This is a genomic window from Pseudomonas sp. C2.3V (assembly GCF_058536325.1).
In genome coordinates, this window is the sequence record NZ_JBZUBN010000001.1 from 2,696,995 (window position 1) to 2,719,252 (window position 22,258).

Genomic DNA, 22,258 nt, shown 5'->3' on the forward strand with positions numbered 1-22,258 from the left:
TAATGCACAGCTAGGCAACAATGAGTGAAACGCTGAAATAGTGGCCGCAGAAACGCTTTCTGCGGCCACTGGATCTTACTGGGCAGAATTAGGTGCTACACGGCTGGTACCGTTTACCGTCACGATGCGTACGCGCTCGCCCACCCGGAACACCTCTCCCTTGCTGACTTCCTGTACATAGGCACGGGTGCTGCCATCGTCTTCGCGTACCGTCACCTCTACACCGTTGGCGCGAGTGAAACCTTCTTCGGTAGCGGCACCAAGCAAGCCACCCGCTACGGCGCCCACGATAGCGGCGACATAGCTACCCCGACCGCCACCTACGCCACTGCCGGCGATACCACCTACCGCCGCACCAGCACCTGCGCCGATGGGGGTCTTGGTTCCTTCAATCTTAACGGGGCGCAAGGCTGTGATGGTCCCCATGCGCACGGTTTGTACCTGGCGAGCCTCATCGCGTGAGTACACGTCACCGGTCTGGCTGGATACGCACCCGGCCAGCAGCGCGGAGGCTGTCAGTGCAGTAATAATTTGAGTGGTCTTGTTCATCATTCAACTCCAGTTCCTACAGGGCTGTTCTCGGCGGAACCCTATGGTGGACCCTCCGCCTTACAGGAATGTTCAGCTTTTATCATCCTCTCATACGGCCTCAAGGCAAACGGTTGAATCTTTTGATCCAGACAGCTTTCGTTCATCCGCTTCGCTTGCTTTACCTGAAATAGGACGACTCATCCTGCTCAACCCTCGCGTGATTGCCGGGCCAGACGCCAGACACGAGCAAGGTCGGTTGCGCGCGCACGCAGCTCCTGTGCGGCGGTCCTACAGGCCTGCTCCAGCGTGACAGGGCCAGGCACCAGACTGAATGCTGCCTCAATCCCTGCCTCATATACCTGCTGGTAGTGCGCACCCAAGCTACCTACTAATGCAATGACAGGCACATCAGCCTCACGGGCGACCCTGGCAACTCCTATGGGCGTCTTGCCATGCAGGCTTTGGTAATCAAGTTGCCCTTCTCCGGTAATGACCAGATCCGCGTCCCGGAGCGCCTCTGCCAGCCCGGAAACTTCTGCAACCAGCTCGACACCCGATCGAAAATGCGCCTGAAGAAAGGCCCTAGCAGCAAAACCCAGCCCTCCTGCCGCTCCCACTCCTGGAAAGCAACTGTGATCTTCCCCGAGTACTTGAGCCGCAACCTGAGCGTAATGCCCAAGTGCTGCATCCAGCACAGCGACATCCTCAGGCGTTGCGCCCTTCTGAGGGCCAAAGACATGGGAGGCACCATGAGAGCCACACAAGGGGTTATCGACATCGGCAGCCACATCGATCTGAACAGTAGCAAGACGCTTATCCAGGCCGCTCAGCTCAATACGGGCAAGTTCGGCTAACGCAGCGCCCCCTGGCGGCAAAGGCTGACCATGTTTATCCAGGAACTTGACTCCCAAGGCGTTCAGCAACCCCGCACCGCCATCATTCGTAGCGCTGCCACCCAACCCCAGGATAATTCGTCGAGCTCCAGCATCCAGTGCAGCGCGGATCAACTCACCGGTACCGTAGCTACTGGCCCGTCTGGCATCCCGCTGCGCTTTCGGCACCCAGTGTAGGCCGCTGGCAGCCGCCATCTCGATCACGGCTGTCCCCTCGCCCAGCCATCCCCAGTGAGCCAATACCGGCTGCCCCAGCGGCCCCTGCACGGTCAGCTCACGACGCTCTCCTCCGGTTGCAGCCAGCAAGGCCTCGACCGTGCCCTCTCCTCCATCGGCCATGGGTTTGAGTTCGATAGTGGCGGAGGGAAAAACCGCTCTCCAACCCTCTGCAATAGCCTGGGCGACCTCAAATGCGCTCAGGCTTTCCTTGAACGAATCAGGTGCGATCACGAGTTTCATCAATGTTCTCCCGGCTGACGGTTCGCCTGTCGATGGGTATGGCTGCTCGTTACAGCAGGAAAAGACTTAAAAGCCATACCGTAGCCATCCCGGCAAGTCCTTGAATCAGGGTAGCGAGTGTCTGGGCACGGTACGCTGTGGCTACGCTCATACGGCTGAATTGAGTCACAACCCAGAAAAAGCTGTCGTTGGCATGTGAAACCGTCATCGCTCCAGCGCCGATCGCCATTACGGTCAATACACGCCCCATCTCACTGTCGAGTCCCAATTGGCCCAGCAGTGGTGCCACCAAAGCAGAGGTTGTCACCAGTGCGACCGTAGTCGAGCCTTGGGCTGTTTTCAGGGCGGCGGACACTACGAATGGCATGAACAGCCCAATCCCCAAGGCGGAAAGCGTGCTGCCAAGGTAATCGCCCAGTGGAGTGACTTTGAGCACGGCACCAAACGCTCCACCAGCGCCGGTAATAAGCAGGATGGGAGCCGCTGACAAGATGCCTTCGGCCACATGGTTCTGAAACTCCTGGCGCTTGTCATCGCCCTTGAGCAGCGAACAGGCCAGCACCAGGCCTACCAGCAGCGCCGGGACGGGTTGCCCAATAAAACCCAACAGCGTCAACACCGCCCCTTCTCCGAAAGGCTTGCTGGGAAAGGCAGCGATTGACCCCAGGCAAATCAATCCAATGGGAACAAAAATTGGGGCAAAAGCCTGCCAGGCGCTAGGAAGTACACCATAACTTTCGCGTAATGCCGTGAAATCCGCTTGGGAAGGCATCGGCGTGCCATCGTCGACCAGCGGGATGTCTTTATCCAGGAAGCGGTTGGCCCACCAAAGCCCTGCCATGGCTGTCACGAATGACACGACAAGGCCGACGCCGATAACCAGTCCGAGGCTTGCATCGAGCCCTAGATTACCCGCAGCCGCAATCGGCCCCGGTGTAGGTGGCACAAAGGTATGCGTAGCATAAAGGCCAGTTGCCAGGGCTACGCTCATGGAAATCAGGGAGACCTTCATACGAGCGGCCAGAGCATTCTTAAGCGAGTTGAGAATCACGTAGCCGGAATCGCAGAATACGGGTATCGAAACCAAGTAACCGATGATCGACAAGGTCAGGGTGGGAAAACGCTCACCAAGTACACGAATCACGGTTTCCGCCATGGTTATGGCCGCGCCGCTACGCTCCAGAATTACACCAATGATCGTGCCCAGCACAATGACAATACCGATGTATCCCAGGATGCTGCCAAAACCTGTTGTAAGGGTCTTAGTGATATCGCCGACGGGCACCTGATAGGCGAAACCGGCGAGAAAAGCCGCCAGGAGCAAGGCCAGAAATGGATGAAGCTTGAAGCGTGTGGTGGTCACGACGATGAATGCTATCAACGCCACCAGAATAAGGACGAGGCTCATGACAGGCTCCGGTTGTTATTGTGATCGGATAACTGTGGATGAGCTTATTGTGCTATCAGTTCAATGAGTTCCGCTTGGTACACAAGCACAAGATAAGTACCTGATTTCACCCTATGTATTGTGCATCTGCACAATCAGGCGCATTCCAGCAGACTGATTCCCAACGACAGGTAAAGCCACTGCCCCAGCATATCGTGGCTGAGCCCAGTCAGCTCACAGATACGCTCGAGACGATAGCGCAACGTATTCCGATGGATATTCAAGGACGCGGCACAGGCAGATGCCTGCCCATGGTGCTCGCACCACGCCTGCAAGGTTTCTCGTAACACGCCATTTTCATCCTGCGCAAACAGTCGCTTCAAGGGATCGAGCCACCCTTGCAAAAGCCAGCTCTGCCGCTGGCTGTAAAGCAGTGCCGTCAGCCGGTGCTCATCCAGCTTGAGTAGCCGCACATCAGGCAGGCACGCACGGGCATAGGCTTGCAGCAAGCGCAGTGATTGGCAGGCCTCTCGCAAGTCAACCAGACTTTCCAGCGGACCCGATGCTGTAACGCGTAATACGTTCAGCCCCTTGGCCTTTGCCTGATCAAGCCAGAGTTGTTCTTCATGAGGCCGCCCGAGCGGACGACACCAGAACCATTCCTGCATACCGACGGGGGCGCAAAAACTCTCCAGATTGGCAGACAACATAGCGCTCAACGCCTTGGCCGAACGGGAGTCTGAAGCTTCATTCAGCTCGATAAGGCATACCTGACGTGGCCAGCTCAGGGGTACCTGCTGTCGCTCCGCCTCAACAGAAAGCGTGTTCAGGCTTACCGAAGGGTCCAGCAATTGGCCGATCCAGCTGTCCAGTCGATGCCGCTGCCAATGACGCTCCAGATGCGATTGTCGCTGCTCCACCAACATTTCGGCCGCCATGCGGACCAGCTCGGCATATGGCCTGACAACCTCGGGCGTACCCGTGATACCGAGGACCCCGATCAACCGCTCGGCATAAAGCAGTGGCATGTTGACCCCCGGCTTCACACCCCGCAGGCAAGAGGCGGCCTGATCGTCGATCTCGACGACTCGACTGTTGGCCAACACCAGCTGAGCGCCTTCGTGACGGGTATGCAATCGCAAGGGATCACCGCTGCCGATAATCATGCCCTGCGCATCCATCACATTGACGTTGTAGGGAAGGATTGCCATGGAGCGATCCACAATGTGTTGCGCAAGGGTTGAATCAAGTTCAATCACGGCAATCCCTTCCTTTACATGAGCACTGTTTAAGGAGCCAAACGCTGGCGCTTCCAGCCCTCTCCTTCACGGCGGTAATCGAGCCGATCATGCAAACGGCTGGAGCGGCCCTGCCAGAACTCGACCCGCTCGGGAATCAGCCGATAGCCTCCCCAATGTGGCGGGCGCGGTGGCTCCTCATGGGCAAAGCGTGCCTGCACTTCAGCCACTTTCGTCTCAAGCTCTTCCCGACCGCCCAGCACCTGGCTCTGCGGCGAAGCCCAGGCGCCCAACCGACTACCCAACGGACGGACACGGTAGTATGCGTCGGACTCTTCAGGACTTACGCGCTCGACCACACCCTCGATTCGCACCTGACGCTCAAGTGTGGGCCAGAAAAAGGTCATGGCGGCCCTGGGCTGCCCAGCGAGCTGCTGCCCCTTGGCACTTTCGTAATTGGTGTAAAACACAAACCCCTTGGCGTCTACACCCTTGAGTAGAAGTACACGACAATGGGGTTGCTGCTCGGCATCAACCGTTGCCAGTATCATGGCATTGGCTTCTACAGGGGGCTGCTCGGTTTTAACAGCATCCTCAAACCATTGGCCAAATAAGGCAAATGGCTCGGCGGGCGCCTGCGCTTCGGTTAATCCGTCGCGGGTGTAATCACGACGCATGTCAGCCAGCGTCTGGGTCATGGCAAGCTCCTGATTGGGAATGGAACTTACAGCTTACCCAGTCATGCGCCAAGTTGCTTGACTCATGCCAGGCATATGGCGAATTGGCATCCGAAACCAAACGGTTCCGGATGCCTTTACTGACTCAGCGCTTGCTTTGCAGAGAGGCCAATACCACTGTACGTGGCTGGATAAGGACCTCGACACGACGGTTCTGAGCGCGCCCTTCGGCATTGTCGTTTGCTGCGCGCGGCTGGGTATCGCTCAGACCACGAACGACCAGACGATTGCCATTAAGCCCGCTCAGACGAAAGATGGAGGCTACCGCCTTGGCGCGGCCGAGACTGAGCTGGTCATTAACCGCCTTGGAACCAGTGCTATCCGTGTGTCCCAGCACAATGACGGCGCTCTGGTCATCCTTGAATACCAGCTTGGCGGTACGGCCCAGCGGGCCGAGCATGGATGGCAGAAGCATCTCAGCACGATCAGGGTTGAAGGAGTCGTCAACGTTGGCGATCAGCAGTAAGCCGTCCTCTCTACGCTCCATTTGCATCTTGCTACCGGCGATGGCTTCGCGGATCGTTTTTTCATGCTGATCCAGCCAGTCCTTGCTGACTGTTATCTCTTGGGCTTTCGCTTGAGCCTTTGCCTCGGTTACAGTCTTGTCGCTCTTGCCAAACGGCCACCACCAATGTCCGCCGTCCGCTTTCGCCTGGGTTTCGGTCTTTTGCGTTTCTACCTTCGCCTGGGGGACTGGCTCCTTGGCAGTGGCAACGTCGCTTTCCTTGTGAAAATAACTGCAGGCGGAAACGCTCATGCAGAGAACGACAGTAGTAGTCTTGAGCAGCTTCATGCGTTTTTATCCCATCAGGCGCAAGCCCGCCGAATCGGCACCGACAGGCAAAGTTAAAGTGGTTTCTTAGATTGTGTCTTTAACTGATTATTTCGCAAGGGGTGTACGTTGTCCTTTTGTATCAACCGACAAGCGGTTGAGTAGACTCGGTGGCGAAACGGTCAGGTGAACGAGGGCGGCAAGGGTATCACGTCATAGACGGTGCTTATCAAACGATAGATAGCTCGCTATTGAAATTGCCATTGGCCATCACTACGCTGGGCGCGTCAATTTGTCCTCCCTTGCGTACACTCATGTCTATAAATACACCTAAAGAAATCGCAACACTGGCGATACAGGCTGGTATTGCCAAAAATCGGCTTTCCATTCCTACCCTATTCATTCTTGGCGTTATGGCCGGCGCGTTCATTGCGACTGGTTTTCTTCTCGATATTCACGTTATTGGCACCATGCCCGCCGAATGGGGCTCGTTTGCAGGCTTCGTTGGCGCAGCGGTTTTCCCGGTCGGCCTGATCATGACCGTGCTGGCAGGCGGTGAGTTACTGACGGGTAATATGCTGCTGCTTCCTCTGGCACGTTTTGCAGGCGGTATCAGCACGATGGGGGTGATTCGCAACTGGCTATGGGTCACGCTTGCCAACTTTGTCGGCAGCCTGGCTGTCGCGTACTTCTTCGGTCATATGCTGGGTCTCACCGAGGGTGCATTCCTGGGCAAGACCGTTGCCATTGCGCAGGCAAAGATGAACGCCGACTTCCTTCACGCCTTCGTTTCCGGTATCGGATGCAACTGGCTCGTCTGTCTGGGCGTCTGGATCGCGTTTGCCAGCAAGGATGTGGTAGGTAAAGTCGTGGGCATGTGGTTTCCCGTCATGGCCTTTGTTGCCATCGGTTTTCAGCATGTGGTTGCCAACATGTTTATCATTCCAGCCGCTATCTTTGCAGGCCAGGCTACCTGGGCCCAATGTCTGCCCAACCTGGTAGCGGTTTTCCTGGGTAATGCTGTGGGTGGCGCCGGCTTTGTAGGGTTGGCCTATTTTCTGGCCTATCGCCCTGCATCTGCGCAGGCGACGGCCGATCTGGCGTCAGCGCTACAAAAGACCCAGGCGGATCTTGCACCCACAACACCCACACTTAAGGCCGTGAACGACTGATAAGTTGAAGTGCATAGCGGATTGACCGGCCACCCCTGCCGGTCAATCCATCCTATCCTGATGTCAGAGGCATTGCCCAACGGCTTCTGCCAGCTGCTGAGCTCGCGGGTCCATGAGAATATAAGGTCCCAATGTGTTGGTGGCGAAACCAAATGCTACCCTGCGCTCAGGGTCGGCGAACCCGATAGACCCACCCGCCCCTGGATGACCAAAGGACTGGACGCCCAGGCCATAGGTTGCGTTGGCATGGTCAGGCTGGTCCAGCATGAATCCCAGGCCGAAGCGTGTCGAGGTCATTAGCGTCCTGTCGTCACCCCGACTATGTTCCGTGAGCATGTGCTGCAAGACCGTCTGGTCCAGCAATCGACCGTCGAGCAGCCCCGCATAAAACCCTGCCAGTGAGCGCGCATTGCCATGACCGTTGGCGGCAGGCTGCTCGAAACGGCGCCACTCCGGTTTATTGGTGCTGTTCAGAATGCCCGGCGGGTTGGCAAAAGCACGGGTACTCAAGGCTTGGGGGTCGGTCATGGTGGTCTTCAAGAGACGCTGGGCGGCAGCATCACCCATGTCGCCCTTGCCTCGAGCAATATGCGCAACCCGATGCTCTTCGCTCTCAGGCAGACCGATATGAAAATCCAGCCCAAGCGGCCTGGCCGTTCGGGCAATAACAGCTTCTCCTGGTGAGCGGCCATCAATGCGGCGAATCAGTTCTCCCATCAGCCAGCCATAGGTCATCGGTGAATAGCCGTGGCTCTCGCCTGGCGTCCACCAAGGCGTTTCGGCGGCAAGGGCAGCCGTCATGGTGTCCCAGTCATACAGCGCACTGGCAGGCAATGGAGCACGCAAGGCAGCCAGTCCTGCCTGATGGCACAGTAACTGGCGCACCGTAATGGCGCCCTTGCCTGCAGCCGCAAATTCCGGCCAGTAGTGTTGTACTGGTTTATCCAGTTCAAGCCTGCCCTCTTGAACCAACTGCATGGCGGCCACGGCGGTAAAGGCTTTGGTGCAGGAAAACAGATTCAGTATCGTGTCCGTCTGCCACCCGCTCTGCGCATCCTTGTCCGCCGTGCCTGCCCAGAGATCCAGAACGGTTTCGCCGTCCACCTGAACGCACAGGGCTGCACCGCGGGTATGCACGCCTCGCCCCGGCTCGTCGAACAGAGCACTGAAGCAGTCCCTGACGGTTTCAAAGGCCAGATCGAAATAACCTTGGATCTGCACAGCTGTCTCCTCATCGTGGTCATATTCAAGTCTCTCACACTGACGAGAAGAGACCTCTACTACTGCACTTCCAGCCGGAACGGCGGTAAGGTGCTCAGGATGGCCTTGCCATAACGCTGCGTAACGACACGACGATCCAGCAGGCTGATCGTGCCGCTGTCCGACTCGGTGCGCAGGAGACGTCCACAAGCCTGGATCAGGCGCAGCGAGGCATCGGGCACAGCGATTTCCATGAACGGATTGCCACCCCGTGCCTCGATCCATTCGGCCAAAGCAGCCTCGACAGGATCATCCGGCACCGCAAAGGGAATCTTGGCAATCACGACGTGCTCACAATAGGCCCCGGGCAGGTCGACCCCTTCGGCAAAGCTGGCCAGACCGAACAATACGCTGGGCTCGCCATCATCCACACGGGAGCGGTGCTTATTGAGCGTCTCCTGCTTGGACAGGTTGCCCTGGATCAGTACACGGCGGCGCCAGTCACGCTCCAGCCCATCGAAGACATCCTGCATCTGTCGCCGGGAAGAAAACAGCACCAATGCCCCCTTGGCCCCTTCCAGCATATCGGGCAGCTCTCGCACGATAGCCGCCGTATGGGCCGCAGAGTCTCTCGGATCCGCCTGCAGATTGGGTACGCGCAATAACCCTGCCTCGGCATATTTGAAGGGACTGGGCACAATTGCCGTGTTGGCGCTTTGAGGCAGGCCTGCCCGCATCCGAAAACGATCGAATGTCCCCAGCGCCGTCAAGGTGGCGGAAGTTACCAGCGCGCCATAAGCCACATTCCATAGCGTACGCCGTAGCGTTTCGGCAGCTAGGATGGGACTGGCATTGACCTCGATATCATGGAATGCACCGGACTCTACCAATGTCAGCCAGCGCGCCATGGGTGGTGAGTCGGTCGGATCTTCCAGCGTAAAGGCCGTCCACAGCTCCCAATTACCCTGGGACCGAGCCAGCAGGCTGCCAAACAGCGGATACCACTCTTCTGCCTGATAACTTGCAATGCCAATGCTTTTCTCCCCGTCCATGGCCTCTTTCAAGAGGTCCGTAAGACGAGTGAACAGGTCGGACAGCTGGGCAAAGCCCTTTTTGAGCTCAGTCCCCATTTCCCTTAAATCCGCTGGGACGAGGCCACCAACGAACCGATGGCGAGGCCGATCACGTCCCTCCATGTCTTCGCCGGCGCGAAACTCGGCCAGCTGCTCACAGGCTGTAAACATGAACTGCTGCTGGGTACGAATCTGTCTCGCCAGTTCAGGTACTTGCTCAACCAGCCGTCCCAGCTCGCCCGGCAAGGGATGTTGAGCCAGCAGCTTGGTCAGATTCTTGGCGATTTGCTCCAGCCACTCGGCCGTGGAGCGCAGGCGGGTAAAGTGAGCGAAGTGATTGATCGCCTTGTCCGGCAGGTGATGGCCTTCGTCAAACACATAAATGGTATCGCGCGGGTCGGGCAGAATAGCCCCGCCACCGAGCGCAAGGTCAGCCAGTACAAGATCATGGTTGGTAACGATCACGTCTACCTTGGTCATGCCTTCACGGGCACGGAAAAAGGCGCACTGCTGAAAATTCGGGCAGTGCCGATTGGTGCACTGCGTATGGTCAGTGGTTATTCGTGACCAGTGTTGGTCATCAATGGCTTCTGGCCAGCTGTCACGGTCACCGTCCCAGCGATTACTGGCCAAGCGCTCGATCATCTTCGTAAACAGCTTCTGACCAGCCTCATCGACGTCGATCGTAAAGCCATCATCCGCAAACAGCTGAGCGGTCGTATTCTGGGCTTCGCTTTCCTGCAGCATGAGATCCAGGCGCGACAGGCACAGGTAGCGCCCTCGCCCCTTTGCCAGGGCAAAATTGAACGACAGACCACTGTTACGCAGGATATCTGGAAGGTCCTTGTTGACGATCTGCTCCTGCAGAGCCACTGTTGCCGTCGCAATGACCAGACGCTTGCCGGCCGCCTTGGCCGCAGGAATGGCGGCGAGACTATAGGCAACGGTCTTGCCGGTACCGGTTCCGGCTTCCACAGCCACGACGGCAGGATCGCCAACGCGACGCCCTTCGTCATCCTGCTTGATCGCACCGAGCCCTTTAGCCGTCTCGGCAATCATCAGCCGCTGACCATAGCGCGGCTTGAGCGACTTGGCTTCGAGAAAGCGGGTATAAGCCCCCTGAATCTGGGACTTGAGTTCGGCACTAAGCATGGGGTTCCTCGACAGGGAAGCGTCATACGCTTCCAGCAGGCGCCACCGGCAGGTGACCCTATCAGCAATACTGTATAAAATATCAGTAGTTTGGGAAAGCGGCTAATCGTAATGCACTTTTGCCGACGTACTGATTATATCACTAGCAATAAAGACTTTTCGGTGCCGACCTCCCTGATCTGAAGCGGTTAAACCTAAAAAGCCTTGATTTTTCCTAAAGATACAAACGTTGTTTTCAAACCATGGCAAATCACATGATAGAAAACTGAGGCTATTGGCTATGGAAGAGCAGGCCCAACAACTGGACCGAGTCTGCTCCTTCAACCCATAGTTGTTTTAGCTCGGCTATTCAGTGGCCTGGAGCTGATCGTGTTGGTAGGCGATACCAGTGAAATACACCAAATAGCACTATCCATAAACGATTACGCCACGGATATGAACTTTGACGGAGTTGCCGGTTGAGCATGAGCACCTCCAAAACGTGCAAGCAAACCAGCACGACTCCAGCAAGATTCAGTAAAGCCTCGAACGGAAAGGCAAAAGGCTGGAACACGTTAGTTATGACAACGAGCCAGAATAAAAGAGAAAGAAATTTACCGATAATCATCAGGGCTGAGGACATGCTTTGTATTCAACATAAAAACTAACGTGATGTTGATTCTACTACCTAATGGAGATCAAGGCCGTCAAAGCATTTATATAGCTTCCTTCCGTCTGTGTCCTGTTTCTTCCAATGGTCGGAAATTAACGTCGTCAGGCTTAAGGTCACGAGCGAGAGGCCGCCATACAAACAGATCCTCGTAGTGCTTATCCTTTGTCTGGTGGTTCTACCGTGAAAAGAAAAAAACTCTCGCTTACCTGCCTAGCCCCTTTGGCTTTGCTGAGCCCCCTTTCAGAGGCCAACGAGCTTAGCTGGAATTTAAAGCTAATCGGCCTAGCGCCTACTTTTTACACTAACCAGCCTCTAGGGCAAGGTGTACGCGTGGGCGTATTAGATGGCTTGGCTGACTATAATCATCTGGAATTTAGTGGCCGACTTAATCGCAGCTGGCTCAGCCCGAACGGACAATACACATCTTTTGATAATCACGGATCGCATGTTGCAGGAATCATTGGAGCCGCCATGAACGGCAAAGGCACTATGGGTGTAGCGCCACGTGCCTCGCTGTCCAATGTAGCTGTATTTGATAACCGCGGCTGGGTCGCCGGCTTGTCTACATCCAATGCCATGGCTCGGGTCATAGCTGACGGCGCGCGCGTTACTAACATGAGCTATGGCCCTACGACTGCAGGTGACCTGGCCTATCCCGAGACGTTGAGCGCCATTAGCACTTATCGCCATCAGACAGTAGCCGTACTGGCAGCAGGCAATAATGGTGCGGTCCTAAAGAATGAACATTGGTCTTTGCAAAGCGCTCCGCTGGCTAACCTGGTCATTGTTGGTAGCGTGGATAGCAACAAGGCCCGCTCGGCCTTCTCCAATATCCCTGGCGAATCCTGTTTTACCACCTATCGATGCCAGGAAGCTGATAAGTTCAAGTATCGCTTTTTGATGGCCCCCGGCGGCAAATGGATTTATTCCACCGGTCCTAATAACAGCTATTTAGGCATGGCTGGTACGTCCATGGCAGCGCCTCATGTATCAGGTGCAGCGGCACTTCTCTTATCGAAGTGGCCTTTCCTAACTCCAGCGCAAACGGTCGATATTTTATTTAGGTCTGCGGAGGACTTAGGCGCAAAAGGCGTTGACTCCGTATACGGCTGGGGTCTTTTACGCGTTGACCGCGCCATGGCGCCTGTCGGTCAAACACGAATTGCAACGGGTGTTACTGTCACGAGTAATAGTGTTCCAGCTAACTCGACGCGGCTGATTATGCCAAGTGCAATGGGAAGTAGCCGCGTTTTACGGTCAGCCATGCGCGATGCTGTAGTCTTTGATGAAGTAGGCCGCGACTTTCAGGTCGATGCTTCACAATGGAGTCATAACCGTACACTGGCGCTTGATTTATCTCGCCACTTGGCGCGTATGGCTGACATATCTCAACCAGATGTCATTTCACAGCGCTTGACTCCCAGCCTGACGCTGACAAGCCTCAGCACTCCTGCATTGAGAGGCGAACAAAACCTTACTTCGCCTCTTGAAAATACTGCAGAAGACAAGCGTCTCTCGCAGATGCCCGCCTGGCGCCTGGATGGCCAGACGAAAGACTTGTCTCTCAGTATTGGTAAAGGGTTTTCCTTCAGTGAAGCCTTCCTTGGTACGACTACTGCCCCCCTTTTTCTAACAGAGCGCTCGGCAGCTGAGCTGCCTTTGTCAGGATTAGCTAAGGAGGACGTATTCGGCCTTACTCGTCTCAAACTAACTGACACCCTTGCCTTTTCAGTAGGCTTCAGTGAGCTATCCGACTCGACTCTGACAGCCAAAGCCCAAGGTACGCTGATAGCTGCACGCCTTGCTTATGCACCCAGCAAGCGCGTCGAAGTAGCAATCACGCAAACCGTTCTGGACGAGAAAGACATGACGCTCGGAGGCCCTTCAACGGGGGCGCTAGCGTTGGGCAAAGCCGCCCATACGGTAGCAACCGGTCTTAGTGTGACGATGAAACCTTTTCCTTCAGTACAGACACAGGTACACCTGACAGAAGCGGTAACACATCTAGAGGCAAGCGATACGTCTCTGTTCCGCTCTATAGATAACCTGCCAAGCCGGGCTTATGGTGGGTCCGTCATAAAGACAGGTGTCTTCAATGCAGAAGATGCGCTCGGCCTTAACATTACGAAGCCTCTGCGCGTTCATAGTGCACGTGCCTCCCTGGACACGCCTATTGGTCGAACAGATCAAGGTAGCGTGTTGTATAACCGTAGCGTGGTTAACCTGGAGCCACAGGGCAGCCAGACTGATATCGAGTTGAGCTACCGGGGAAAACTGGGAAAGCGTACCGGCTTTGGTGTCAGCCTGTTCCATCAGGACCAATTTAATCATCAGCGTGGCGAAACGAATAGCGGCGTCTCGTTCAGCGTTAAGATTGACCTTTAACTTCACGTACCCGACAGATACCCAAGGACCCTTTTGAGGTCCTTGGGTATAAGAAATCACTGACGCTCGACCAAGATTTCTACGCGCCGGTTGGTAGCACGACCTTCTGCCGTTTCGTTGGTAGCCACGGGCTGGCTTTCCCCAAGCCCTTGGACAGAGACGATACTGGCCGCCGGAACGCCCGACTGAACCAGGTAATTACGCACGGCTGCTGCACGACGCTCAGACAGGCGCTGGTTGTACTTTTCAGTACCCTTGCTGTCAGTATGCCCGTTAATTGTCAGCCGTGTCGTGGACGCTTCGTTTCTTAACCGGGAGGCTACGGTATCGAGCTGCGCACGGTCCGCCGGACTGATTTCGGCCGAATCGAAGGCAAAGTGCAGATCACGTACAACAATGGTCTCTTGGCGAGGAAGCGGCTCGGGTGCAGGCGTGGGAGCCGGCGCAGGCGTTACCGGTTCGACAGCAGCTACCTGCTCTTCACCCTGCCCATGAACATAGCAGTAAGCCCCCGCCGTGGCGCCGGCAACCAGCCCGCCCCACCCAGCATAGCTACTGCTTTCAATGGCGCCGACGGCCGCACCCGTGGCACCACCAATGGCGGCACACGCAGGCCAGTCCGTTTTCTTTACACCAGCGCAACCTGCTAAAACACTGCCCACCAGAATGAGGGGTAAAGCGGTCCTTATAATCGTCATTGTTGTCTCCTATTAAGGACTAGAAAAAGCGACCTCGAAAAAGGAATTGGACATCGATTTCTCCGCTCCGTCAGACTGGCGGTACAGGCCTGATCTTGACAGTGCCGCTTGATTAGTCTCCACAACAACCGCCGAGGTTCCACATGACCGCGACATTATCGTCACGTACTCCGCAACAGGCCTTGGCCGCGCTATTGGATCACTACACCCCTACTCGCCTGCTGATGGTCAGTGCCAGCGAGATACCCGCCGTGCAGGCTTTCAAGGCAGCTCACCCTGACTGCGAGTTGACGCAGTCCCCTGCCGGATCATTACAGGAACCGGTATCCCACCAACGCTATGACCTAGCTATCCTGGCTGACTGTCTGGAACACCTGTCCGTACGTGAAGGTCAGCAACTACTGGGCGGAATCCGCAATCTTAACGCCAGTCGGCTGGCTGTCCTGGTCGATCTGGCCGCCAGCCAATGGCAGCCCAGGGACTTCTATGCCCTGGCCATGCAACAGAGCGAGCGCTTTCAGCGTGATCAGCAAACCCTGACGTTGTTCACGTATGATCTGCATGATTACAAGCAGGTACCGGACTGGCTGAACGCCCGCTTCTGGGCCCATCCTGAACTCTTTGGAAAATATTGGTGGTAACGATGGCATCTGCTCCTTGCCCATGCGGCAGCGACGAGCTACTCGACAACTGCTGCGGCCGCTATCATTCAGGTGCCTCAGCCCCTACAGCGGAGGCGCTGATGCGCTCGCGTTACAGCGCCTATGTGCTGGGGTTGATCGACTACCTGATCGAGACGACCTTGCCTGCACAACAGGCAGGACTGGACAAGGCAGCCATAAGCGCCTGGAGTGCCCAGAGCACCTGGCTTGGGCTTGAGGTTGAAAGCCATGAGCCTCTGGGAGGCGTGCCTGAGCACGCCTGGGTCATCTTTGTGGCCCGCTGGCACGATGCGCAGGGTGACCATGCCCACCGTGAGCGCTCGGCGTTTGTTCAACAGCAGGGGCGCTGGTATTTCCTGGATCCGACCGTGGCCATGGCGGCAGGCCGCAACGACCCCTGCCCATGTGGCAGCACGACCAAATTCAAGAAATGTTGCGGCCCTTTCCTGCCATGAGTAGAGCCGCTACACCAGTTTAAGATGAGACGTATCGGGCACCTGGACGGCTGCCTGTGGCCTTTCCTCACCCATGTCGCTTCCTACCGGTGCCAGTGTGAACTTGCCCAGATCAACCTGGGGCGGAGCGACCTCGGCCTTCTGGTCCTGCAGATCCGCTCCAACCGGTGCCAAGCCGAAATCCGGAGCATCGACATTGACAAACGCCGCCATGACCTCATCGCGCGGTGCGACGGAGACGCGACGTGCTACAGACGCTGGATCCGACTCCGGTTTTTTGGTGGCAACTGGAGCTGGCGCAAGATCGATCTCTTCCGCAATCACCATTGATACGACTTCAACCCTGGCACCGGCATGAGTAAGCGCAGCCCGATATTTTTCAGCAGCGGCTGCATCCAGTCTATTCTTGATAATGACGCGGCGCCCGGAAAATAGCTGTGCGATACGCTTCTCGTCCGCCTGGAACAACCGAGCCAGGTTGGCACGTACTTGCGCTTCGTCAGCACCTGTCATTACCTCACCGGAAAAGGCGATCTCGAAAAGGCTCATGTTCATCATCCTGTCTAGCTTGAGGGCTATAAGTTCTGTAGATTGCTTACCGCCTGAGGAGCGGCTAGCCCGTTTTTCAACCTGTATAAGTACAACATAATGGCCCAGGCACTTGCCGACTTCAGAATAAAATGAGCATGGCTCGCGTTTGGGTAAGGTCCAGCTTATGCCAGGCACGCCTGTGCAACAATCGGACCGAGCTATTTTTCAATGCGCCGACGCGCTGTAACCGCTGCCCTTCGTTATGGAGTCGTCACATGTTTTTTCGGGCATTCAACAGGAGAGTCCTAGGTCTCTCGCTAGGCATCCTGATCCTGTTTGGAATCAGTGGCTGTACGTGGTTCTCCAGGGATTATGAAGACCCTGAAATACAGCTGACCCAGGTAGACCTGCTCAAAGCCAAATTATGGGGACAGGAATTCCTGTTGCACTTCAAGGTGGACAACCCCAACGATATCGATCTGCCCATTCGTGGCATGACGTATGCGATCTACCTGGAAGATGTTCCCCTTGCCGAAGGCGAAACGGGGCGTAACTTCACGATCCCAGCCTCTGGCAGCACGGAGTTTACCCTCCCCGTGCAGACCAATATGTGGCGGTACGTCAAAGACATCGTCAAACTGATCAAACGGACCGACAAGCCCGTTCATTATCGTCTCGTTGGCGAAGTGAAGACCGGCTTGATGTTTGGCCGCAGCGTCTATATATCGCGCAGCGGCGAGATCGTCCCGAACAATTTTTTACCGGAGTAATCAATGAACCAGCAACCCCACGTCCACGGCCCTGACTGCAATCATGACCACGATCACGGCCATCATCACCATGTTCATGGGCCGCATTGCAATCATGGTCCAGCTACCCCTGTTCGCAACCCACTCAAAGAGATCGGTCGCAACGATCCCTGCCCGTGCGGAAGCGAGAAAAAGTACAAGAAGTGCCACGGCGCTTCATGAATAAATGACGGCCCACTGATGTGGGCCGCTCTCGTTCATCGTTCCTTTCGAACTGTAAGCGTCCAGCCCGGTCACTCCTTTGGCAGTACCCTTTGCCCCGGAGAGCCTTGATGATCGATCTTTATTACTGGACTACCCCCAACGGCCACAAAGTAACGCTGTTTCTTGAGGAAGCCGAACTGCCCTACCGCATTCATCCCATCAACATCATGAAGGATGAACAGTTTGCGCCAGACTTTCTGAAGATTTCGCCCAACAACAAGATTCCTGCCATTGTCGATCAGAACCCGGCAGATAATGGCAGCCCCGTGACGCTGTTCGAGTCTGGCGCCATCCTGCTCTATCTGGCAGAAAAAACCGGCAAATTCATCCCACTGAATATCCGCGGACGTCAGGAGGTCATGCAGTGGCTATTCTGGCAAATGGGCGGTCTGGGCCCTATGGCCGGTCAGAACCACCATTTCGGGCGTTTCGCCAAAGAGAAGATTCCTTATGCGATTGATCGCTACGTGAGCGAGACCGCGCGCCTTTACAGCGTACTGAACAAGCGACTGGAAGATCGGGACTTTGTGGCGGATGGGGAATACACCATTGCCGACATGGCCATTTATCCGTGGATTGTGCCCTACGAATGGCAACAGCAAAAGCTGGAAGACTATCCCAATATCAAGCGGTGGTTTGAGACGATTAGCATGCGAACCGCTACTGTCCGCGCCTATGACCTCGTCAACAAGGTAAACCCGCCAGCGGCGAGCTGATTGCCAGAACAGGCGTCGGCAGCGCTATAGCGACCGACGCCTGTCATGATCACGTCAGAGGCTGACCGTCATCATCGTGGAAGCGCGCCTTTTCAACCGCTGGCGTGCGCCAGCCAGCCGATACACCCCACAGGAAAAACACCAGACCAATCACCGCCACTACCGCCAGATCCCCTCCGTATGGCAGATAACCCTGGCCACCGAAACGGTCGCTTCCCGCCCAGGAGACCGCTGCCAACACCGGCAGGAAACACAGCAGCCACAGCGAGCCGCGGAAATGACGGCTGAAACCCTTCCACCCCTGCTTGGCCTGGTAGTAGATGTATATGGGCAATGCCGCCACGATCAGCAGCATAATTTCACCTGTCCGAGGCCACTTGGCCCAGTAGAGAAGCTCAGTGGCGAAAATGAACGCCAGTGCGGCTAAAACAGACAGCCCTCGGATTCGCAAAGGGCGATAGAGCTCAGGCGCCGTCCGCCGCAATGCCATGACACTTACCGGCCCGGTCAGGTAGGAAATGATCGTGGCAACAGAAATAACTGCCGCCAGTGTGCCCCAGCCCCGGAAGAAAAAGAGGAAGATGAAGGACACCGCAAGGTTCAACCACATGGCCGGGCGGGGAATCCCGAACTTGGGATGTACATGCCCAAACATGGCCGGCAGGCTGCCGTTGCGCTGGATACCATAGATCATCCGCGCAGTGGTGGCGGTATAGGTAGCGCCTGTTCCGCTCGGGCTGACAAAGGCGTCCGCATAGAGCAGAAAGGCCAGCCAGTTCAGGTTCAAGGCCAGCGCCAGTTGGGCAAAAGGTGAGCTATATTCAAGACCTGCCCATCCCTCGTGCAGATGCTCAGGAGGAACGGCGCCTAGAAAGGCAACCTGGAGAAGAAGATAGATCACCGTGGCGATAATGATCGAACCGATTACCCCAAAGGGTACGCTGCGGCCGGGATTATGCGCCTCGCCTGCAAGGTTTACCGGACTCTGGAAACCATTGAAACTGAACACAATGCCGCTGATGGCTACTGCTGTCAGAACGGCCGAAATACTGATGGAGTGGTCTTCGCCGGTGATACCAACAGTAAAATTCTCACTGTGAAAACCTGACAGCATGAGCGCTATGGCGGTCAGTGCCGGTACCACTAACTTGAATATCGTGATTGCACTGTTACTGCGGGCATAGAGCTTGACGCCCCAAAAGTTGAGCAGGAAGTACACGACTACCAGAAGCGCGGCCAGTATCAGACCGGTTGTACTCAACTCGCCATGACCGCTGCTGACACTGTAAAGGTCCTGCGCCCATTGCCAGGGCCAGGACGCCATATACTGAACAGAAGCCTCTGCCTCGACCGGGATGACCGATACAATCGCGATCCAGTTGGCCCATCCGCCAATGAACCCTACCAGAGAGCCGTGCGAGTAGTGCCCATAGCGCACCATGCCGCCCGACTCTGGAAACATGGCACCCAGCTCGGCATAGGTCAGCGCGATGAAAAGAATGATCACTGCACCTAATAACCACGCATAGATAGCCCCAGGGCCTGCCAGCTGGGCAGCATGCCAGGCACCAAACAACCAGCCGGATCCGATGATCGACCCCAGCCCAGTAAACATTAAAGCCAGAGGCCCTAAATCGCGACGGATCGCGCGCTCATTCGACATCGTGTACTCCTTGGTCAGCGCCTTAAAAGACGGACTCAAGGCCGATGAACAGAGCAACAACGGGCCAAAAGTCGCCCGTCCAATTGGCGAAGCGACAAATCATGTCAGAATGTTTCTGTCGTGATAAGGATTAAATGTCGTTTTTAAACAAGTGTGATCCGCTTCACTGGTCAGAAAAATCACACCCGCTGGCGGAATGGACTGGACAGTGCTTGCCTGGATAACAACGCCTCACTAACGTAGCGCGCTTTTGAAACCCTGCTCCTCTGGAGACTATCCGTTCATGGATTTTCCTGCTTACCGGCGCCATCTGGGTCGCCTTGGTCTTGTTTCAGTACTGGGGCTTGCGGGCTGCCAGACAACGTTTGATCAACGTGACACGGATAGCCTTACACCCAGCTCGGGCGTTCAACCCATCAAGGGGCTTGCAGAAAACGCGTCGATTCGGCGAAGCGAACTGGGCGTGCCCCTGATCGAAACATCGACCTTTCACGATGCACTGTTCACGCTGGGTTATGTCCACGCATCGGATCGACTAAGCCAGATGATTACCTTGCGCCTGCTGGCGCAAGGACGGCTGGCAGAAATGGCAGGGCCGGACGCATTGGACACCGATCGCCTTATGCGTGCGGTCAATCTTAGGAAAACGGCAGAAACTGCCTGCAAGAATGCATCGCCACGCCTGAAGAAATTCCTAGAGGTCTACGCTCGCGGCGTTAACGCCTACCTGTTCCGTTACCGGAACAAGCTTCCAGCAGATCTGGCCGCCACCGGTTATCAGCCTGAATATTGGAAGCCTGAGGACTCCGCCCTGCTCTTTGCTCTGCTCGATTTCAGTCTGTCCGTCAATCTGAACGAGGAACTGGCCAGTCTGGCGTTGGCACAGAAGGTCAGTGCCGATACCTTGGCCTGGTTGCTGCCCAGCTATCCCGATGAGCCGATTCCCGTCGACGAAGCTGCCAAACTCAAGGGTTTGTCCTTGGCGGGACAGATCCCAGGGCTGGAGGCGTTGAACGCAGCCTCAACACGCCTCGCCCAGGTAAACGGATTGACGGTTCCCGCCGGAAGCAGCTGGGCCATTGCTCCGCAACGCAGTCGCAGCGGCAAGAGCTTGTTGGCAGGTGACCTCAGCCAATCGCTTGCCCTGTCATCGGCCTGGAGCTACGTACAGGTTCGTGCGCCCCGTTACCAGGCGGCAGGATTGTCCCTGGCGGGAACGCCGTTCATTCTTTCCGGCTACAACGGCAAGCTGGCCTGGTCGTCTTCTCCAGCCATGGGCGACACTCAGGATCTGTATCTTGAACGTGTACGCACCCAGGGCAGCGGCTTGAGCTACGAGGTCAATGGAAAATGGACACCTGCAGCGGTCCGTTCCGAGACCTTTTTCATCAAAGGCCAGCGGCCGGTACGAGAGACTGTCTTCGAAACCCGGCATGGCCCGCTGATCAATCATCAAGTCGGCCAGCAAAGCGGTTATGGTCTGGCCTTGCGCAGGGCTACGCTCGATACGGACAAATCCATGGATGCAGTATTCGACCTGAGCCGGGCCAAGGATGTTGACCGCGCGTTCGAGATAACCCGAGACATCCGAGCGCTTGCGCTGAATATAGTCTTTGCCGACGCCGAACATGTTGCGTGGCAGGTGACCGGCCTATACCCCAACCGCCGCGAAGGACGCGGGCTGCTGCCCTCACCCGGGTGGACCGATCGTTATGAATGGGATGGTTTTGCCGACCCGATGTTGCATCCCTATGACCAGGACCCTTCCCAAGGGTGGCTTGGCAATGCGGGCAACCGTACGGTGCCGCTGGGGTATGGCATGCAGCTGTCGAGCTCATGGCAGGCTCCCGAGCGGGCCGAACGTATCGCTCAGCTTGCAGGCTCGCAGACACGGCTGGAAGCTCGCAACCTGATGGCCATGCAGGCAGACCAGACCTCACCGTTGGTCGCCAAGGTCCAGGCCATGCTGAGCGCACCGGGCATGGCTCAGCCCCTCAAATCGGCCATCGAGGCCCTACCGGCTGAGCAACGCGCACATGCCAGCGAGGCCTTGCGCCGAATCGGCACGTTCGATGGGCGCCTATTGGCCACGTCAGCCGATGCGGCCGTCTATGAAGCATTTCTGCAGGCTACCGCTCGACTAACTTTTGCCGATGAACTGGGAGGAAACAACAGCCCGGCGATGCAGGCCCTCAACCGGATCGCCCTGCTCTCTTACTCAGCTCAAATCGATCATCTTCTGACCCGGGACGATAGTCCTTTCTGGAATGATACCCAGACGACAGCCAGGCACGACAAGCCGGCCATTCTTGCCCAGGCGCTTGCCTCAGCCATTGCCGAATGCGAGCAGGTCATGGGTATTGACCGAAACAGCTGGCAATGGGGGCGTCTGCACACGTATGACTGGCAGGGCGAAACCGAACAGGCGGCCGCCCGGCCAGGTACCAGTACACGCTATCCCGCTCGCCGGGCATATCCAGCAGGCGGAGACTTCTCGACACTGGATCGCTCGGCCTATGGCTGGGGCAACGGCTTTGGGGCACACAGTGCCAACAGCTTGCGCATGGTCGTGGATTTTGGTCAGCCGGAACCGTTTATGGCCATTGATGGCAAGGGGCAGTCGGATAATCCAGCCAGCCCTTACTACGGCAAGGGCATCGAACCCTGGCTGAAAGGTCAGTATTCCAGCTTCCCCTTCCAGCCGCACAATCTGGATCGTGTTTATGGCACGCGTCGTCTGACGCTAACGCCTGCCCAGTAAGCGAGCCGGCCCTGGCATATCACTTGCTTCATGTCTCTTCAGAAGCAAGTGCCAACGGCGGCATTTGCTGACCGTATATTCGACAATGGCGTCGTTCTGCGCCGATAA

Annotated in this window: 20 protein-coding genes; 8 read left to right on the plus strand and 12 right to left on the minus strand. The window is 56.5% G+C overall.

The genetic code is table 11. From position 1 onward, the window contains the following. Positions 1–75 precede the first annotated feature (75 nt). The 6 genes from AC4LF3_RS12820 to AC4LF3_RS12845 form a co-directional block, all read right to left on the minus strand. Positions 76–549, minus strand: a complete 474-nt coding sequence (locus AC4LF3_RS12820; RefSeq protein WP_010794964.1) for an outer membrane lipoprotein — start codon at positions 547–549, stop codon at positions 76–78. Positions 550–737: 188 nt separating this feature from the next. Beyond that, complete coding sequence (locus AC4LF3_RS12825) at positions 738–1,883, minus strand: glycerate kinase (protein ID WP_475256391.1); 1,146 nt, start codon at positions 1,881–1,883, stop codon at positions 738–740. A gap of 49 nt (positions 1,884–1,932) precedes the next feature. Next, positions 1,933–3,291, minus strand: a complete 1,359-nt coding sequence (locus AC4LF3_RS12830; protein ID WP_434134523.1) for a GntP family permease — start codon at positions 3,289–3,291, stop codon at positions 1,933–1,935. Between the two features lie 134 nt (positions 3,292–3,425). After that, positions 3,426–4,529, minus strand: a complete 1,104-nt coding sequence (locus AC4LF3_RS12835; RefSeq protein ID WP_010794967.1) for a sugar diacid recognition domain-containing protein — start codon at positions 4,527–4,529, stop codon at positions 3,426–3,428. Positions 4,530–4,558: 29 nt separating this feature from the next. Further along, a complete protein-coding gene (gene pdxH / locus AC4LF3_RS12840; protein ID WP_475256394.1) occupies positions 4,559–5,206 on the minus strand; it encodes a pyridoxamine 5'-phosphate oxidase in 648 nt (215 codons plus the stop codon). 124 nt (positions 5,207–5,330) lie between these two features. Then, positions 5,331–6,038 (minus strand): OmpA family protein, encoded by a 708-nt coding sequence (locus tag AC4LF3_RS12845; RefSeq protein WP_010794969.1) that lies wholly within the window; start codon positions 6,036–6,038, stop codon positions 5,331–5,333. A 293-nt stretch (positions 6,039–6,331) separates the two neighbouring features. Between AC4LF3_RS12845 and AC4LF3_RS12850 the strand changes: the two genes are divergently transcribed. After that, positions 6,332–7,189 carry a formate/nitrite transporter family protein gene (locus AC4LF3_RS12850; protein WP_010794970.1) on the plus strand — a complete coding sequence of 286 codons (858 nt, stop codon included), beginning with the start codon at positions 6,332–6,334 and terminating at the stop codon, positions 7,187–7,189. A gap of 63 nt (positions 7,190–7,252) precedes the next feature. On the opposite strand, the gene AC4LF3_RS12855 is transcribed toward AC4LF3_RS12850, so the two are convergent. The 3 genes from AC4LF3_RS12855 to AC4LF3_RS12865 all read right to left on the minus strand — a co-directional run bounded on the left by AC4LF3_RS12855 (position 7,253) and on the right by AC4LF3_RS12865 (position 11,236). Further along, a complete protein-coding gene (locus AC4LF3_RS12855; RefSeq protein WP_475256397.1) occupies positions 7,253–8,410 on the minus strand; it encodes a serine hydrolase domain-containing protein in 1,158 nt (385 codons plus the stop codon). A 59-nt stretch (positions 8,411–8,469) separates the two neighbouring features. Next, complete coding sequence (gene dinG, locus AC4LF3_RS12860; protein WP_074823795.1) at positions 8,470–10,614, minus strand: ATP-dependent DNA helicase DinG; 2,145 nt, start codon at positions 10,612–10,614, stop codon at positions 8,470–8,472. Positions 10,615–10,963: 349 nt separating this feature from the next. Beyond that, positions 10,964–11,236 (minus strand): DUF1145 domain-containing protein, encoded by a 273-nt coding sequence (locus AC4LF3_RS12865; RefSeq protein ID WP_475256401.1) that lies wholly within the window; start codon positions 11,234–11,236, stop codon positions 10,964–10,966. A gap of 210 nt (positions 11,237–11,446) precedes the next feature. Here AC4LF3_RS12865 and AC4LF3_RS12870 point away from each other — a divergent pair, with 210 nt between their 5' ends. Continuing rightward, on the plus strand, positions 11,447–13,651 hold the full coding sequence (locus tag AC4LF3_RS12870; RefSeq protein ID WP_491835426.1) for a S8 family peptidase: 2,205 nt from the start codon (positions 11,447–11,449) through the stop codon (positions 13,649–13,651). Positions 13,652–13,707: 56 nt separating this feature from the next. On the opposite strand, the gene AC4LF3_RS12875 is transcribed toward AC4LF3_RS12870, so the two are convergent. Continuing rightward, positions 13,708–14,349, minus strand: a complete 642-nt coding sequence (locus AC4LF3_RS12875) for an OmpA family protein (RefSeq protein ID WP_150347032.1) — start codon at positions 14,347–14,349, stop codon at positions 13,708–13,710. Positions 14,350–14,492: 143 nt separating this feature from the next. On the opposite strand from AC4LF3_RS12875, the gene AC4LF3_RS12880 reads away from it, so the two are divergent. Together AC4LF3_RS12880 and AC4LF3_RS12885 are read left to right on the plus strand one after the other, a co-directional pair. Continuing rightward, positions 14,493–14,990, plus strand: a complete 498-nt coding sequence (locus AC4LF3_RS12880) for a DUF6231 family protein (RefSeq protein ID WP_010794976.1) — start codon at positions 14,493–14,495, stop codon at positions 14,988–14,990. A 2-nt stretch (positions 14,991–14,992) separates the two neighbouring features. Further along, a complete protein-coding gene (locus AC4LF3_RS12885) occupies positions 14,993–15,466 on the plus strand; it encodes a YchJ family protein (RefSeq protein ID WP_150347030.1) in 474 nt (157 codons plus the stop codon). A gap of 9 nt (positions 15,467–15,475) precedes the next feature. Here AC4LF3_RS12885 and AC4LF3_RS12890 read toward each other — a convergent pair whose 3' ends face one another. Further along, complete coding sequence (locus tag AC4LF3_RS12890) at positions 15,476–16,015, minus strand: hypothetical protein (RefSeq protein WP_312271043.1); 540 nt, start codon at positions 16,013–16,015, stop codon at positions 15,476–15,478. A 257-nt stretch (positions 16,016–16,272) separates the two neighbouring features. On the opposite strand from AC4LF3_RS12890, the gene AC4LF3_RS12895 reads away from it, so the two are divergent. The 3 genes from AC4LF3_RS12895 to AC4LF3_RS12905 all read left to right on the plus strand — a co-directional run bounded on the left by AC4LF3_RS12895 (position 16,273) and on the right by AC4LF3_RS12905 (position 17,726). Beyond that, positions 16,273–16,767 (plus strand): LEA/WHy family protein, encoded by a 495-nt coding sequence (locus tag AC4LF3_RS12895; protein WP_010794979.1) that lies wholly within the window; start codon positions 16,273–16,275, stop codon positions 16,765–16,767. A gap of 3 nt (positions 16,768–16,770) precedes the next feature. Next, positions 16,771–16,968, plus strand: coding sequence for an SEC-C metal-binding domain-containing protein (locus AC4LF3_RS12900; protein ID WP_010794980.1), 198 nt, complete (start codon positions 16,771–16,773; stop codon positions 16,966–16,968). A 110-nt stretch (positions 16,969–17,078) separates the two neighbouring features. After that, complete coding sequence (locus tag AC4LF3_RS12905) at positions 17,079–17,726, plus strand: glutathione binding-like protein (protein WP_491835427.1); 648 nt, start codon at positions 17,079–17,081, stop codon at positions 17,724–17,726. Between the two features lie 49 nt (positions 17,727–17,775). Here AC4LF3_RS12905 and AC4LF3_RS12910 read toward each other — a convergent pair whose 3' ends face one another. Beyond that, the gene (locus AC4LF3_RS12910) at positions 17,776–19,389 is read right to left on the minus strand and encodes an APC family permease (protein WP_312271042.1); all 1,614 of its coding nucleotides are present in this window, start codon (positions 19,387–19,389) and stop codon (positions 17,776–17,778) included. A gap of 283 nt (positions 19,390–19,672) precedes the next feature. Here AC4LF3_RS12910 and AC4LF3_RS12915 point away from each other — a divergent pair, with 283 nt between their 5' ends. After that, positions 19,673–22,150, plus strand: a complete 2,478-nt coding sequence (locus tag AC4LF3_RS12915; RefSeq protein WP_491835428.1) for a penicillin acylase family protein — start codon at positions 19,673–19,675, stop codon at positions 22,148–22,150. The last annotated feature ends 108 nt before the right edge of the window (positions 22,151–22,258 follow it).